15 protein-coding genes are annotated in these 15,746 nt (G+C 62.5%); 6 read left to right on the top strand and 9 right to left on the bottom strand.

Features of this window, described 5'->3' with window-relative positions; translation table 11 throughout:
* The first annotated feature begins 2 nt into the window (after positions 1-2).
* Together purD and WAO69_RS01145 are read left to right on the top strand one after the other, a co-directional pair.
* On the top strand, positions 3-1,265 hold the full coding sequence (gene purD, locus WAO69_RS01150) for a phosphoribosylamine--glycine ligase (protein ID WP_422175885.1): 1,263 nt from the start codon (positions 3-5) through the stop codon (positions 1,263-1,265).
* Complete coding sequence (locus tag WAO69_RS01145; protein WP_422175883.1) at positions 1,262-2,497, top strand: NADH:flavin oxidoreductase/NADH oxidase family protein; 1,236 nt, start codon at positions 1,262-1,264, stop codon at positions 2,495-2,497. Before purD ends, WAO69_RS01145 begins: the two co-directional genes overlap by 4 nt.
* A 467-nt stretch (positions 2,498-2,964) precedes the next feature.
* Here WAO69_RS01145 and WAO69_RS01140 read toward each other — a convergent pair whose 3' ends face one another.
* Both WAO69_RS01140 and WAO69_RS01135 read right to left on the bottom strand, forming a co-directional pair.
* The gene (locus WAO69_RS01140) at positions 2,965-3,666 is read right to left on the bottom strand and encodes an FG-GAP repeat domain-containing protein (RefSeq protein ID WP_422175881.1); all 702 of its coding nucleotides are present in this window, start codon (positions 3,664-3,666) and stop codon (positions 2,965-2,967) included.
* A complete protein-coding gene (locus WAO69_RS01135) occupies positions 3,666-3,989 on the bottom strand; it encodes a 2Fe-2S iron-sulfur cluster-binding protein (protein ID WP_422175913.1) in 324 nt (107 codons plus the stop codon). The genes WAO69_RS01140 and WAO69_RS01135 overlap by 1 nt, the downstream gene beginning before the upstream one ends.
* Before the next feature lie 159 nt (positions 3,990-4,148).
* Between WAO69_RS01135 and WAO69_RS01130 the strand changes: the two genes are divergently transcribed.
* Both WAO69_RS01130 and WAO69_RS01125 read left to right on the top strand, forming a co-directional pair.
* Entirely contained in the window at positions 4,149-4,550 is a 402-nt protein-coding gene (locus WAO69_RS01130) for an OB-fold nucleic acid binding domain-containing protein (protein WP_422175879.1), read from the top strand.
* Positions 4,551-4,973: 423 nt separating this feature from the next.
* On the top strand, positions 4,974-5,513 hold the full coding sequence (locus WAO69_RS01125) for a peptidoglycan-binding domain-containing protein (protein ID WP_422175877.1): 540 nt from the start codon (positions 4,974-4,976) through the stop codon (positions 5,511-5,513).
* A gap of 92 nt (positions 5,514-5,605) precedes the next feature.
* Here WAO69_RS01125 and WAO69_RS01120 read toward each other — a convergent pair whose 3' ends face one another.
* The 7 genes from WAO69_RS01120 to rpiA all read right to left on the bottom strand — a co-directional run bounded on the left by WAO69_RS01120 (position 5,606) and on the right by rpiA (position 13,397).
* Positions 5,606-7,090 (bottom strand): Do family serine endopeptidase, encoded by a 1,485-nt coding sequence (locus tag WAO69_RS01120; protein WP_422175875.1) that lies wholly within the window; start codon positions 7,088-7,090, stop codon positions 5,606-5,608.
* A gap of 318 nt (positions 7,091-7,408) precedes the next feature.
* Positions 7,409-7,615 carry a DUF2065 domain-containing protein gene (locus WAO69_RS01115; protein WP_422175873.1) on the bottom strand — a complete coding sequence of 69 codons (207 nt, stop codon included), beginning with the start codon at positions 7,613-7,615 and terminating at the stop codon, positions 7,409-7,411.
* Positions 7,612-8,535 carry a protease modulator HflC gene (gene hflC, locus WAO69_RS01110; protein WP_422175871.1) on the bottom strand — a complete coding sequence of 308 codons (924 nt, stop codon included), beginning with the start codon at positions 8,533-8,535 and terminating at the stop codon, positions 7,612-7,614. The genes WAO69_RS01115 and hflC overlap by 4 nt, the downstream gene beginning before the upstream one ends.
* Positions 8,535-9,701: an FtsH protease activity modulator HflK gene (hflK, locus tag WAO69_RS01105; RefSeq protein ID WP_422175869.1), complete on the bottom strand. Its 1,167-nt coding sequence runs from the start codon at positions 9,699-9,701 to the stop codon at positions 8,535-8,537. The genes hflC and hflK overlap by 1 nt, the downstream gene beginning before the upstream one ends.
* Before the next feature lie 72 nt (positions 9,702-9,773).
* Positions 9,774-11,237, bottom strand: coding sequence for an FAD-dependent oxidoreductase (locus WAO69_RS01100; protein WP_422175911.1), 1,464 nt, complete (start codon positions 11,235-11,237; stop codon positions 9,774-9,776).
* A gap of 109 nt (positions 11,238-11,346) precedes the next feature.
* Positions 11,347-12,381, bottom strand: coding sequence for a DMT family transporter (locus tag WAO69_RS01095; RefSeq protein ID WP_422175867.1), 1,035 nt, complete (start codon positions 12,379-12,381; stop codon positions 11,347-11,349).
* Positions 12,382-12,608: 227 nt separating this feature from the next.
* Positions 12,609-13,397, bottom strand: coding sequence for a ribose-5-phosphate isomerase RpiA (gene rpiA / locus WAO69_RS01090; protein ID WP_422175865.1), 789 nt, complete (start codon positions 13,395-13,397; stop codon positions 12,609-12,611).
* A 239-nt stretch (positions 13,398-13,636) separates the two neighbouring features.
* Between rpiA and WAO69_RS01085 the strand changes: the two genes are divergently transcribed.
* Positions 13,637-14,338, top strand: coding sequence for a glutathione S-transferase family protein (locus WAO69_RS01085; RefSeq protein WP_422175863.1), 702 nt, complete (start codon positions 13,637-13,639; stop codon positions 14,336-14,338).
* Between the two features lies 1 nt (position 14,339).
* Entirely contained in the window at positions 14,340-15,713 is a 1,374-nt protein-coding gene (locus tag WAO69_RS01080) for an L-serine ammonia-lyase (protein ID WP_422175861.1), read from the top strand.
* Positions 15,714-15,746: the final 33 nt, after the last annotated feature.

Here is a 15,746-nt window from a genome sequence, read left to right as displayed (position 1 = left end):
ACATGAATATCCTGATCCTGGGCGGCGGCGGTCGCGAACATTCCCTGGCCTGGGCGGTGTTGCAGAATCCCAAATGCGACAAGCTGATCGTGGCACCGGGCAATGCAGGGATCGCGCAGATTGCCGATTGCGCCAGCCTGAACATCGAAGATGGCGGCGCGGTTGTGACCTTTGCCGAGGAAAACGCGATAGATTTCGTGATCATCGGTCCCGAAGCGCCCCTGGCGGCGGGCGTGGCGGATCGGTTGCGCGATGCCGGGATGCTGGTCTTTGGCCCCTCGGCGGCGGCGGCGCGGCTGGAGGCCTCAAAGAGCTTTACCAAGGACATCTGTGACGCGGCCAAGGCACCCACGGCGGGCTATGGTCATTTCACCGATGCCGCGACGGCCAAGGACTATGTGCGCGCCCAGGGGGCACCGATCGTGGTCAAGGCGGACGGGCTGGCCGCAGGCAAGGGCGTGATCATCGCCGAGACCCTGGCCGAGGCGGAGGCGGCGATTGACGACATGTTCGGCGGTGCCTTTGGTGGCGCGGGCACCGAGGTGGTGATCGAGGAATTCATGGAGGGCGAGGAGGCCTCGTTCTTCGTGCTCTGCGATGGCGAAACGGTGCTGCCCATCGGCACGGCGCAGGATCACAAGCGCGTCGGCGAGGGCGACACCGGCCCCAATACCGGCGGCATGGGAGCCTATTCCCCGGCCCCGGTGCTGACGGATGCGATTGCCGAAAAGGCGCTGGCCGAGATCATCCGCCCCACCATGGCCGAGATGGCGCGGCGCGGCATGCCCTATCAGGGGGTGCTGTATGCCGGGTTGATGATCAAGGACGGCCAGCCCCGGCTGGTGGAATACAACGTGCGCTTTGGCGATCCGGAATGTCAGGTGCTGATGATGCGGCTGGGGGCGCAGGCGATGGACCTGATGCATGCCGCCGCCGAGGGACGGCTGGATCAGGCTCAGGTGAACTGGGCCGATGACCACGCGATGACGGTGGTTCTCTGTGCTGCGGGCTATCCCGGTGCCTATCAGAAAGGCTCGCTCATCTCTGGTCTGGACGGGCTTGCCGAAACCAGTTTCGAGATGTGTTTTCATGCGGGCACCACCGAGGTGGACGGCCGGGTCGTGGCCAGTGGCGGGCGGGTCCTGAACGCGACTGCGCGCGGGGCCAGCCTGGCCGAGGCACGCGACCGGGCCTATGCCATGGTGGATGCGATTGACTGGCCCGAGGGGTTTTGCCGGCGCGATATCGGTTGGCGGGCATTATGAGCCATGCGCCCATCCTGTTCAGCCCATTCGAGATAAACGGCAAAGCCACCGCGCCGAACCGCATCCTGAAATCGGCAATGAGCGAAGTGTTGGCCACCCATGGCGTGCACCTGCCGACGCAGGCGCATACCCGTGTCTATGCTCGCTGGGCCAAGGGCGGCACCGGAATTCTGGTCAGCGGGAACGTGATGATTGACCCGACGGCCCTTGGTGAGCCGGGCAACGTGGTCTTGGAAGACGGCAGCGATCTGGCCCCGTTTCGTGACTGGGCGGATGCGGTGCATGAGGCCAACCCCGAGACTCTGTTCTGGATGCAGTTGAACCATCCCGGCAAGCAGAGCCCGAAGTTTCTGACGCCAGAGCCTGTGGCACCTTCGGCCGTTGCCCTGGGCAAAGGTCTGGAGACGAGCTTTGCCGTCCCACGCGCGTTGGAGCCTGCCGAGATCGAGGCCGTTATCGCGCGGTATGCGCGCTCTGCGGCGCTGGCCAAGCAAGCCGGGTTTGACGGGGTGCAGATCCATGGCGCACATGGTTATCTGGTGAGCCAGTTCCTGTCGCCGCATCACAATCGGCGGGAGGATGACTGGGGCGGCACGCCACAGAAGCGCCGACGCTTTGTGCTGGAGGTGTTGCAGGCGATCCGGGCCGAGGTGGGCGATGCCTTTCCTGTGTCAATCAAGATGAACTCTGCCGACTTTCAGAAGGGCGGGTTCGAGGGCGACGAGGCGCTGGCGGTGATCGAGGCCCTGACCGCCGGGGGCATTGACCTGATCGAAATATCGGGTGGCACCTATGAGGCACCTGCGATGACGGGCGCGCGGTCATCGAGCTCTGCGCGGGAGGCGTATTTTCTGGATTTCGCGCAACAGGCTCGGGCGCGGACCAGTGTGCCATTGGCGGTGACCGGCGGGTTCCGGTCGGTGGCCGCGATGGAGGGGGCACTGGCCTCTGGCGCTTTGGATTTTGTCGGGCTGGCGCGGGCGCTGGTGCTGGATCCGGAATTTCCGCTCAACGCCGCGGCAGATGCCGAGTACATCTGTGATGTGGGCCGGCCCAGCACGGGCATCCGTGCGCTGGACAGGATGTTCATGATCCCGATCACCTATTACGAAAGTCAGATCCGGCGGATGGGGCAAGGGCGCGAGCCGGACCCGAAGCTGTCGGCCTGGCGGACGGTGTGGGAGAATGTCTGCGCCCTCGGAGCGGCGTCCTTTCGCAAACGGCGAGCATAGGCACGGCAGATTGGACCGACACTCGGCATTCGTGCCGGTCGGTTGTTTTGCAATCCTTGGAAAGACATCAGGACGGCGGGCCCGCCAAGGTGGCGATGGCTGCATCCTCGTCCGGGGCTTTAATCCGGGCGGGAACGCGTTGAATGCGCGATGGGTAACCATCTCTCCTGAGCGCACCGGACCGGGGGTGTAAGACCCGGTTGGTGCTGGCAGCTGCTGGAATGAGGTTATGAACGAGACAGGTTGCAGATTGGTTGGGGCACCGTGCGGTGGGCAGCGCAACGCGCGCCGGGCATCGCCGGACCCGAGGGTGGCGATCAAACAGGTGTTCAACTGTCCTTTATGAAAGACCTGTCATCTTTCAGATGGTCGGTTCGCTCACGCTGGCAAATCACCAGCCGGTGGGGGCGGTCTGCCGGTGCCCGGCACATGCGGCCCGATCCCGGACCAGCACGGCGAACAGGCCGTTATTGACAGGCCAGGACCGCATCCACCGATGCGCGCCCCGCGAACGGGCCAATTGGCGTTTGCGACAGTTCCTTGCCCAGCGTCACCGACATGATCCTGGACCAACGCGCGTCCACGACCACCAGTTCGGGCCCCTGCCCGCAATCGCGGAGTCCGCCGGTGATGAAATCCTCGCCGATGCGGTGATTGGTCAGGCCCGGCAGCGTGGCGATTTCTACGAAATCATCGGCCTTGTAGCGCCAGATGCGCAGGGTCTTGGCCAGATGGGGGCGGTCGATATAGGCGATCTCGATATGCCCGTCGCCATCCATGTCCGCCGCCCCCACAGGGGCAAGCCAGCGAAAGCGGGTGCCGATGAAGGGCGTGGCCGCAAGCTGGCGCAACTGGCCGGCCTCAAGCCCCCAGATCACCAGCCGCGCGCCTTGGGTCTCATGACTTTCGACCGTCACGACCTCGGGCGCACCGTCGCCCGTGACATCCCAGAACCGGGGTGCGGTGTCTTCGAAGACAAGATCGGCTTCGTAAAAGGCCGAGAGCTGGCGCCCATCGGAGAGCGTCACATCAAGCTGTGCATATTCGATGTCATCGCCCAGAACCGCATGAGGGTAGCGGTCGGTCGGCGCGCCATAGCTGGCCGCCGTGATCGTCTGGGCGGCAGCGCTGCTGGCAAGGCATATCCATGCCAGCGCCAGCGCCCGCATTAGATCTGCTTTTCGGGCATTTGCACCACGAGGCCGTCCAGCGCATCCGTGACCTTGAGCTGGCAGGTCAGGCGCGAACGCGTGGGGTCGGGCTCATAGGCGAAGTCGAGCATGTCTTCTTCCATGTCTTCGCGTGCAGGCAGCTTTTCGACCCAGTCGGGATGCACATAGACATGGCAGGTGGAACAGGCGCAGGCACCACCGCAATCGGCTTCGATGCCCGGGATGTTGTTGTCGCGCGCACCTTCCATCACGGTCAGCCCGTTGGCCACTTCGACCACATGTTCTTTACCGCCATGCTCGATATAGGTGATTTTTGCCATATCGTTCTGTTCCCTCTGTCTCATGTCCTGCCCCGGTTTCCGGGGGGCTGCCTCATATCCGGCATCTGTCTAGCCAAGCCATGTAGGGCGCGCCAGTCCCTTTTGCCAGACTTGAGGGCATGGCTTGCCAATATCCGTAAATGTTCTATTTTTGTTCCCATGCATCCAGATGACCCTTCAGACGTTCATCCCTTCAATCAGGTTCCCCCGGCACCGGGATGGGCGCGCCCGCCCTCATGCGTGCGGGCCTGCGATATGGAGCCTGTGCCGCTGGGCGCGCGGATCTGTGTGGCCGGTCTGGTGATCCTGCGCCAGCGACCGGGCACTGCCAATGGGGTGATCTTTCTGACGCTCGAGGATGAGACCGGCGTGGTGAACATCATCGTGTGGCGCAAGATCTATGAGCAGTTCCGCCGCGCGGTGATTGCCGCGCGCATGCTGCGCGTCACGGGCCGGCTGCAGCGCGCCCATGGGGTGACCCATATCCTTGCCGAACAGATCGAGGATATCTCGGAGATGCTGGATCTGCTGTTGCTCGAGGGTGGCATTGGCGAAGCGTAAGGACAGCACGCAGTCAAAAGCCATCACATCCATTCAATCTCTTGGCACGCAACCTCCAAGAATCCGAGAGGATACACAACTTCGTTGTTGCGAACTCGATGCAAAGACATACCGATGCCCGGAGCAAAAACCTAGTTTTGCCTGGCTGCCTTCACATAGCTATTTGCAGTCGTGCCTACAGTCGACAAAGCTCATCAACAGCATAAAAATGTTGCCGAGGCCAATCGACCGAAAGATCAAGTCAATCAAATTTTGTTTCCACGGATATCTGCAATGGATCGGTGCTCGAGCCATCGGGCCCAAGTCTGAGCACAGATTGCAAATCCGGCCAGGCGTTGCATCACCCAATCTTCAAAGCCCCCTAGGCCGCACGCCGCTATTGCGTTACACTTGCCGCAGCAACCGCCCGTCAGAGGCCCGGACATGAGCAGATCACCCTTTCGATGCGTGGCGATGGCCGCGACACTGGCCGCGCTGGCGGGCTGTGCAGGTGCGCCCCTGCCGGATGTATCCACCATACGCGAGCCCGACCTGGCCTTTCTGACACAGGTGGCCCCGCCCGGTGCGGCTCTGGGGACCTGCTGGGGCAAGACGACAGAACCGGCGATCATCGAGACCGTGACCGAGCAGGTGATGCTGCAACCCGCTCAGGTGATGACCGATGGCACGGTGATCAGCCCGGCGATCTACAAGACCGAAACGCGCCAGGCGATTGTGCGCGAGCGCAAGGAAACCTGGTTCGAAACGCCCTGCGCGGAAGACATGACCGAGGAGTTCATAAAATCGGTGCAGCGCGCGCTCAGCGTGCGGGGGCTGTATTCGGGGTCGGTGTCAGGAGTGATGGATTCGCGCACGCGCGCCGCCGTGCGCCGGTTTCAAAAGCCGCAGGGGCTGGATTCCGGAATCCTGTCGCTGGCGGCTGCGCGCCAGATGGGCCTGTCGCAAATCACGCTGGAGGAATAGCGGACCGGCCAACCGCAGGGTTTGGCACGAAAAAACGCCCCCGGATATCCGGGGGCGTTTTGTATCATGCCCGGCCTGGTCAAGCTGCCGGTTTACTCCAGCCCCAGCGCCACAAAGCGTGGATCACCACCGCGGCGCACCAGAAGCAGCAGCGATTTTCGGCCCGCCTCTTTGGCCTCGGCGATGCGGTCGTCGAGTTCGGACAGCGACATCACCTTCTGCTGACCCGCTTCGGTGATCACATCGCCTGCGCGCAGGCCTTTTTCGAAGGCTTCCGAGGTTTCATCCACATCGACGACAACCAGACCTTCGGTCGCTTCCGGGAGCACCAGTTCCGAGCGCAGCTCATCCGTGATCACCGAGATCGTCAGGCCAAGGACTTCCTGTTGAATCGGTTCCTCGGACTCTTCGGGGTTGTCCATGACGACAGGCACAGCGCGTTCCGCATCTTCGCGACGCCCCAGCGTGATGCGGAAGGTTTGCGTTCCTTCGCCACGATGCACCAGCACACGCACGGTCTTGCCCACATCGGTATTGCCGACCTGGCGCACGAGGCCGCGTGTGTCTTCGACATCGACCCCGTCAAAGGTCAGGATCACATCGCCGGCTTCCAGACCCGCGTCCTTGGCGGGACCGTCCGGCACATCGGTGACCAGAGCACCAGAGGCGGATTCAAGACCCATGGCTTCGGCAACATCCGGTGTGACATCCTGGATGCGCACACCCAGCCAGCCCCGGCGGGTTTCCCCGAATTCACGCAGTTGATCCACCACGCGGGTGACCACGTTGGAAGCCATGGAAAAGCCGATGCCGATCGAGCCGCCATTGGGGCTGAGGATGGCAGTGTTCACGCCGATGACTTCGCCGTCCATGTTGAACAGCGGCCCGCCCGAGTTGCCCCGGTTGATCGCCGCATCGGTCTGGATATAGTCGTCATACGAGCCCGACAGTGCCCGGTTGCGCGCCGACACGATGCCGGCCGAGACCGAAAAGCCCTGACCCAGCGGGTTGCCCATGGCAATCACCCAGTCTCCGACACGCGCGGTGTCGCTGTCGCCGAAGGGCACGAAGGGCAGCGGACCATCGGCCGAGACCTTGAGCAGCGCGATATCGGTATTGGGGTCGGTGCCGACGACTTCGGCTTCGAGTTCGTCACCGTTGAAGAATTCGATCAGGATCTGATCGGCACCCTCGATGACGTGGTTGTTGGTGACGACATAACCGTCTTCGGAAATCACGAATCCCGAACCCAGAGCCGAAGACCGGCGCGGACGGTTTTCACCGTTGCCCCCGTTGCGGTCCTGAAACTCGCGGAAGAAATCCTCGAACGGAGAACCGTCCGGGACGATGCCCTGAGGGCCCGTGCGCCCTTCGACGACCGTGGATGTGGTGATGTTCACCACCGAGGGGCTGATAGCCTCGGCCAGTGGTGCCAGGCTTTCGGGGCGCGCCTGTGCGATCAGTGTCTGAGCGATCACGAACACTGTGGTCAGAAGCCCAAGCCATAGCATACGCATGGCGAAAAGCTGGTGTTGGGTCTGGATGGATTTGGCCATTGCCATGGACCGAGGTTTCATCCTCATTCTCCTTGAAATCACGACGCGCAGGTGAGGCGCGCCACATGTCTGGTACATGGTGCATGTAGGGCGCGATGGGTTCAACATCAAAGAGGGTAGCCTTGTGACCGGTTCAATCCTGCGTGATGGAGGCTTTGGCGGCCCACTGTGGCAAGCATTTGAAACATATCGGGAAACAGCCTCAAAAGCGGGGGTCAGCACCCGGCGGATCAGTGCGAAAATATTTCAGAAAATCAGGTTGGATCGCGGGGGCGAGTCGGACTCGGTTCACGGATCCGCCCGTTTGCGCCAGCGTCACAGGGTGACACGCAGCGCCGATCACCCGGCCAGCCAGAACGCGATCCAGACCAAAATCAGCCCCAACACGATGGAGAGCGCGCCGATCTGGCGACGGGCGGCTTCGGGCAGAAGGCGCAGCATTTCAAGCAGGCGTTCGACAAGCGAAGGGGCCAGCACATAGGCCAGCCCCTCTACTATCAGTACCAGCCCGAGGGCCAGAAACGGTATTGCGATGGGCGAGATCAATCGCCGCTCTGCTGCGTGGTTTGTGCAGGTTGCGAGGACACGGCGCTGCGCCCTGCCCCTTCGGCGGATTTGAGATAGTTGAAGAACTCGGAATCCGGGCTCATGACCATCGACGAGTTTCCACCCTGCAACGCCCGGTTATAGGCGGTCAGCGACCGGTAGAATTCAAAGAATTCCGGGTCACGGCCAAAGGCTTCGGCAAAGATGTTGTTGCGGCGGGCATCGGCTTCACCGCGAATGATCTCGGCCTGGCGCTGCGCGTCCGAGACCAGCTCGACCACGGTCCGGTCGGCCTGGGCCCGCAGCCTTTGGGCGGCTTCGTTACCGCGGGCACGTTCGTCTGTCGCCTCGCGTTCCCGTTCGGCGCGCATCCGCTCGAATGTCGCCTCGAGGTTTTCAACCGGCAGGTCGGTGCGTTTCAGGCGCACGTCGATCAGATCGAGACCCAGTTCGATGGCATCCCCAGAGGCACCGTTGCGGATCCGCTCCATCAGGGCGGCCCGGTCCGAGCTGAGGATGTCGTTCGAGGTGACCGAACCCAGGACTTCGCGTGTTTGCGAGCGCAGGATCGAGTCAAGCCGCTGGCCTGCCACGTCGATGGCAAAGTCGCCGGCTGCACCGGTGGCTTCGCGGAAGCGGTTCACATCGACAATGCGATAGCGCGCAAAGGCGTCGACCACGAGGCGGCGGTCATCCAGCGGGGTGATTTCCAGCGGATCGACATCCCGGCTCAGGATACGGTCATCATAGCGCACGACCTCCTGAATGAGCGGGATCTTGAAGCTGAGCCCCGGCTCTTCCTTGATGGCAACGACGCGACCAAACTGCAGCACCAGCGCCTTTTCACGTTCATCCACGATAAAGATCGAGGACAGCAAGCCCACGATGGTCAGGGCAACGATCGGCAAAAGATAACGCATCAGTTTGTCCCTCCCTGCGGGGTGGTGTTGCGGCGCAGCTCATTGAGCGGCAGATAGGGGACGATCCCCTGCGAGCTGCCGTCGCCATTGTCGTCCAGGATGATCTTGTCGATGCGTCCCAGCACTTCTTCCATGGTCTCGAGGTACAGACGCTTGCGCGTAACCTCGGGGGCTTTGACATATTCCGACAGAACGGCCGTAAAGCGCGAGGCTTCACCTTCGGCCTCGTTCACCACGCGGGCGCGGTAGCCTTCGGCCTCTTCCAGCAGCTGCGCGGCTTCACCGCGTGCTTCGGCGAGAACCCGGTTGGCATAGGCATCCGCCACGTTCTGCAGACGGTCACGTTCCTGTTCGGCAGCCTGAACGTCGCGGAAGGCCGAGATCACCGATTCCGGCGGGTCGGCCTTGTCGAAGTTCACACGCAGAATGCTCACGCCCGAGTCATAGCTGTCCAGTGTCGACTGGATCAGGTCCTGCAAACGGCCCGCGATCAATCCGCGGTCGCGGTTGAGGATCGGTGCGAGTTCGGATTGCGCGATGATCTCACGCATGGCCGATTCCGACACCGCCCGGATCGTGGGGCGCGGTTCGCGCAGGTTGAACAGGAATTGCGCCGGGTCGTTGATGTTCCACACCACCTGGAAGTCGATATCCACGATGTTCTCATCCCCGGTCAGCATCAGACCGGCGTCGGATCCGCGTCCGCCAACACCGATATCTTCGGTCTGTTCGCGGGTCACCGGGACGATCTCGGCACGGACGATGGGCCAGGGTGCAAAGTTCAGGCCGGGATTCCCGATGGCCGAGAATTCACCCAGGAAAAGCTCGACGGACTGTTCTTCGGGACGAACCGTGTAAAAGCTGGCCATCCCCCACAGGACAAGCGCGCCGACCACACCCAGACCGATTGTGCCGCGGGTGAATTTCGGCCCGCCGCCACCGGGTTTACCGCCGCCGCCTTCGCCGGATCCACCACGACCTCCCATAAGGACGCGCAGCTGTTCCTGGCCTTTTTTCATCAGCTCTTCGATTTCGGGAATCTGTGGCCCATCACCCTGTGGGCGTCGGCCACCGCCGCCGCTCCCGTTCTGGCCATTCCGACCATTGTCATCCCCTCCGCCGGAGGAACCGCCGCCCCCCCAGGGGCCGCCGTTGTTTCCTGCCATCTTATCCTCTTTCCCGTTACTAATGGCCGCTGAGCGGCGTGCATCCCTAAACTGTGTGTTTTTTACCGGATATCAAGCGGTCCGCGTCGGGGAACGCATGGTAACCATTTCTTCCGACATGGTCGGATGAACAGCCACGGTCCGGTCAAAATCTTCTTTCGTCGCGCCCATCTTGACCGCAATCCCGGCAAGCTGGATCATTTCGGCGGCACCGGGTGCTACAATATGACATCCCAGAACGCGGCGTGTGGCCCTCGAGACCACGAGTTTCATCATCACCCGGTCCGGCTGGCCTGCAAAGGCCGTGCGCATGGGGCGAAACGATGTGCAATAGATCTCGACCGGTTCCTGCGCGCGGGCATCCTCTTCGCTCAGCCCCACCGTGCCCATCTCGGGCTGGGTGAAGACCGCGCTTGGAATCAGGTCATGATCGACAGGCGTGGGGTTGCCCTTGAAGACGGTTTCGACAAAGGCCATGCCCTCGCGGATCGCCACGGGGGTGAGGTTCACACGATTGGTCACATCTCCGATAGCATAGATCGAAGGCACGGCGGTCTGGCTGTATTCATCTACCCGGATTTCTCCGCGCCGGCCCAGCTCGATCCCGATCTCTTCCAGCCCGAGGTTCCTGCTGTTGGGGTCGCGCCCGGTGGCAAAGAGAACCGTCTCGAAGACTTGCTGGGATCCGTTGCTGGCCTTGACCCAGACCGGACCTTCATGATGGTCGCTTGTTGCAAGCAGATCGCCGCTGGCGCGCACGCTGGCCCCCATGGCCGCCCCCGGGACCAGACCGTCGACACTGAGGTGATGATCACCAGCAGCGGGGGCCATTTCCAGAATATTGGTGCCAAGATGCAGATCGATGCCCTTTTCGCGCATGTGATCGGCAATCATTCCGCGCGCTTGGTCGTCAAAACCGCGCAGGATCTGCGCGCCGCGATAGTATTGCGTCACCTCAACACCAAGGCCGTTGAGAATACAGGCGAATTCACAGGCGATATAGCCGCCGCCGATGATCAGCACCGATTTCGGCAGTTTGGGCAGGTGGAAGATATCGTCCGACACGATCCCGAGATGGGCATTGGGGATATCGGGGCGCACCGGGTGCCCCCCGGTGGCGATGAGAATATGTTTGGCCGTAAAGCTTTCTCCGCTGGAAAGCTGCACGGTATGGGCGTCCCGGATCGTGGCGCGCGCGTCAAAGGTATCCACGCCCGAGTTTTTCAGCAGGCTGCGATAGACGCCTTCAAGGCGGTCAAGTTCGGCATTCAGATGGCCCGAGAATCTGGTCCAGTCGAAATCGCCCAGCGACATGTCCCAGCCATAGGCGGCGGCCTCACCGGGCAGGGTCGCGAATTCCGAGGCAAAGACCATGAGCTTCTTTGGCACGCAGCCACGGATCACGCAGGTGCCGCCATAGCGGTCCTCTTCGGCCAGCGCGACCTTGGCACCGGCCTCGCCTGCCGCCACCCGCGCTGCACGTACTCCGCCGGAGCCGCCGCCGATAACGAAAAGGTCGTAATCAAAATTCATGATCGCCCCCTGATCTGGTCCGTGCGTTCTATTTCATAAGGCGACGCGGATTGCCAGACGGGTCGGGCGGATGATGCGGATCAGGCTGCGGGCACAGCTGCGCCGATACCCTCTAGCGGTCTGGCACATCCGGGCCAAGGGACATGGGTGCCGTGGGGTTTCCCGGTGCCACGACGGATTCAGCCACGGGGCGCGGCTCGATCCGCGAGCGCCCGGAGCTTTTGAGTTCACGATACCCGAGGTAGAGCCCGCTGGCGATGATCAGCACCATGCCGACCAGCGTGTTCACACCGGGCACCTCGTCCCAGATCAGATAGGCCATGATCGTGGCCATCGGCAGGTAGGCATAGTCAAACGGGGCCACGAGGCTAGCGCTGGTGATCTGATAGGCCCGCGACAGCAGCGCAAACCCGATCAGCCCGACGCTTCCCAGAAGCGCAAGCCAGAGGCCGTCGCTGAAGGACACCGCCGGCCAATTCCATTGCAGGTGAGAGAATTCGGGACCAAAGGGCACAAGCTGGTTCACGATCCATCCCGCAGGAACGATCAGGATTCCGGCAAGAACCACCGTGTAAAGGGCCGTGGTCAGCGTGGTATCCCGGTCTCCGATCTTGCGTGCCAGGATTTGCGAGACCGCATAGGTGGCCGCACATACCAGCGGCAGCACAGCGACCCATTGGAACGTTTCGCCCCCCGGGTTCATGGCGATGATCACCCCTGCAAAGCCGACCACCAGAGCCGCGATCCTGTGCGGCCCGATCTTTTCTCCCAGCCAGAACGACGCCAGCAAGGCGATCATCAAGGGGGCCGAAAAGAAGATCGTCGAGACCTCGGCCAGCCCCATGAAGGGAAAGGCGGTGTAAAACAGGGTGAAGCCGGATGCGAACAGGGCAGCCCGCGCCAGATGCAGCGGCCAGAGCGGTGACAGCAGACGATGCGGCCGGCCCAGATAGAGAATGGCAGGCATCAGGACCAGCACCGTCACGACACCGCGCACAAAGATCAGCATCCAGATGGGATAGAGAAGCAGGAGGGATTTCATCAACCCGTCCTGAGCCACGAAAAACGCCATCCCCAGGAGCACGCAGCCGATCCCCTCGAGGGCTCGGGACTGCAGTGACAAAAGCTGCGACGATTGGTCCGCCATTCCTGACCCCGAGTTACATTGTTCGGGCACCCATTGCCCGTTCGACCCTGGGCACAGGAAATCGTCGATTGCGACCACTGTCGCGCCGGTTTGCGACCCCGGTCAATCTTGTGTTCAGTGCCGAGTTTTGCCCGTCGCGCGCCAAAGAGACATCCCCCTGAGGATGCGGGGGGTACAAGGTTTTGCGGGATTGCACGGGCCGATGGGGCAGGATGCGTGCCGGAGCCCTATTCGGCGAGGTCGGTGAACAGGTTGTCGTTTTCGACAAAGTCCAGACGGTCGGTTTCGATCGTGCCTTCGTTGATATCGCGGATTTCCACGCGGCCATCGCCATAGCCGATCACCACCGTGTCGCAGATGTCGATGAACAGCCCGTTTTCGACCACGCCAGGCATCTGGTTGATCACCAGTGCCAGCTGGCGCGGATTGCCGATGCGGTTGAGGTGGAGATCAAGAATATGGTTGCCCTCGTCGGTCATGAAGGGCGCATCGCCATTCATGCGCAGGCTCGCCTGACGGCCCATCACATCCATCGAGATCAGGGTTTCTTCGATCAGCGCCTGGGTGGTTTGCCAGCCAAAGGGAATGACCTCGACCGGGAGGGGAAAGGCACCGAGGGTTTCGACCTCTTTGCCGACATCCGCGATCACCACCATGCGGTCCGAAGCGGTCGCCACGATCTTTTCCTGCAACAACGCGCCGCCGCCGCCCTTGATCAGGTTCAGGTCTCCGTCAAATTCATCCGCGCCGTCGATGGTGATATCGAGCCAGCGCGCCTCGTCCAGCGAGATCACCTCGATGCCCACATCCCGCGCCAGTTCGGCGGTGCGGGTCGAGGTGGGAATGCCCTTGAACTTCAGCCCCTCGTCGCGCACCAGCTCGCCCAGACAACGCACCAGCCATGCGGCGGTGGAGCCGGTGCCAAGTCCGACGCGCATGCCGTCTTCGACGAAATCAGCAGCGCGTTTGGCGGCCACGAATTTGGCCTTGTCGATTGGGGAAAGTTCTCCGGTCATGTGGCAGCCTCCAGATGGTCAGGTATGTTATAGGACGGTTGGACTGGGCTGGCGAGGGTCGAAATGGCTTGAATGCCCATGGACCTGTGCGACGCGGCCCTGAACCGGGCAGGGATCGCGCTGCTTTGCCGTGCAAGGCCCCAAGGTCTGATCCGCTTTGTACCGACAAAACCGCAATTGTGCGCGCAAGGTCGCTTTTGACCTCTGCGCGGGGCCGCAAAAGCCGGTAGATCAGCGATATGAGCTATGTTCTGCACTATGCCCCTGACAATGCCTCGCTGATCATCCGGTTGGCGCTGGAAGAGATGGGCGTGCCCTATCGCACCGCCCTGGTGGACCGACGCCGGGACGCGCAGCGCGCGCCGGAATATCTGGCGCTCAACCCGAACGGTCTGATTCCGGTGCTGGAGACCGAGCATGGCGCGATCTTCGAGACCGGCGCGATCCTGCTGTGGCTGGCGGACCGCCATGGACAGATGGCGCCTGCGCCGGATCACCCGGACCGGGGGGCGCTGCTGAAATGGCTGTTCTTTGTGTCCAACACCCTGCATGCGGATCTGCGGATGACCTTCTACCCGCATCTTTACGCAGGCACCGACACCGCCCGTCAGGACGCCATGCGCGGCGTGCTTCGGGGGCGCATTACCGGACATCTGGCCATTCTGGACGAGCTTTTCGCCAGCCAGCCTGCATGGCTTGGCGGGGCGGTGCCTTCGATCCTTGAGGTTTATCTGGCCTGCTGCCTGCGCTGGCTGGCGCTTTATCCGACGGAGACGGACCGCAGCTGGTTTTCGCTGGCCGGAACACCACATCTACAGGCATGTCTGTTGCGTCTGGAGCAGCGTCCTGCGGTGCAGGCTGCAAGAGAGGCGGAAGGATTGGGCGTGACCCCTTTCACTGCTCCGCGCCATCCGCACCCACCCGAAGGGAGTGCCACCTGAGATGTTTCTGTCTGTATTTGAGATGTTCAAAGTGGGCATTGGCCCGTCCTCGTCACATACCATGGGGCCGATGGTGGCGGCGGGACGGTTTCTGGACATGATGCGCGCCTCGCCGTTTCACTTTTCCGGAGTGCGTGCATCGCTGCATGGCTCACTGGCCTTTACCGGGGTCGGCCATGCCACGGATCGCGCCACCATCCTGGGGCTGGCCGGGTTCCTGCCCGACACCTATGACGTCGAGGCGGCCGAGCGCGCCCTAGAGGGGATTCATGCCTCGAAAACGGTGTCGCCCGAGGGTTTGGGCGATCTGGCGTTTGATCCGAAAACCGATCTCATCTTTGACTATGACCACCCCCTGCCCGGTCATGCCAACGGCATGATCCTGATGGCCACGGATGCGCAGGGCGATGTCACGCTGCGCCAGGTGTTTTACTCCATCGGCGGTGGCTTTGTCATGACCGAGGAAGAACTGGCCGCGGGCAAGGATACCGATGAGGGCGCGCCTGTGCCCTATCCGTTCAAATCGGCAGCCGAGATGCTGGAGATGGCGCGCAGTTCGGGCAAATCGGTGGCAGCCATGAAGCGCGCCAACGAGATCGCGCGCGGCGGATCCGAGAACCTTGCCAAAGGCACCGCGCGGCTTTGGGAAGTGATGAACGACTGTATCGACCGGGGGCTGAGCACGGACGGCGTCCTGCCCGGTGGGCTCAAGGTGAAGCGCCGCGCCAAGGGCATCCACGATGCCTTGCAGGCAGAGCGCGGCATGAACCTGACCGCCCCGCATACGATCAATGACTGGATGAGCGTCTATGCCATGGCGGTGAACGAGGAGAACGCCGCAGGTGGGCAGGTGGTCACCGCGCCGACCAATGGCGCGGCGGGCGTGGTGCCTGCGGTGCTGCGCTATTATCTGGATCATGTGCCGGGCGCGTCGCGGGCCCATGTCGAGGATTTCCTGCTGACCGCGGCGGCCATTGGCGGGCTGGTCAAGTACAACGCCTCGATATCGGGGGCCGAGGCGGGGTGCCAGGCCGAAGTCGGCTCGGCGGCGGCGATGGCGGCGGCGGGGCTCTGTGCGGTTCTGGGCGGCACGCCCGAACAGGTCGAGAACGCGGCCGAGATCGCGCTCGAGCATCATCTGGGCATGACCTGCGATCCGGTGGCCGGACTGGTGCAGGTGCCCTGCATCGAGCGCAACGGGCTGGGCGCGATCAAGGCGGTTTCCGCAGCCAGCCTGTCGATGCGCGGTGATGGCACGCATCTTGTGCCGCTGGACGCCTGTATCGAAACCATGCGCCAGACCGGCGTGGACATGAGTGAGAAATACAAGGAAACCTCGCTTGGGGGGTTGGCGGTCAATGTACCGAACTGCTGAAACCGAAACCTGACTCTGGTTGGCGTCAGGCTT

The organism is Aestuariivita sp., assembly GCF_049276915.1.
In the GTDB taxonomy this organism is placed as follows: Bacteria; Pseudomonadota; Alphaproteobacteria; order Rhodobacterales; family Rhodobacteraceae; genus Aestuariivita.
The sequence above is the reverse complement of the archived record's forward strand: the minus strand, read 5'-3'. Positions and strand labels throughout refer to the sequence as shown.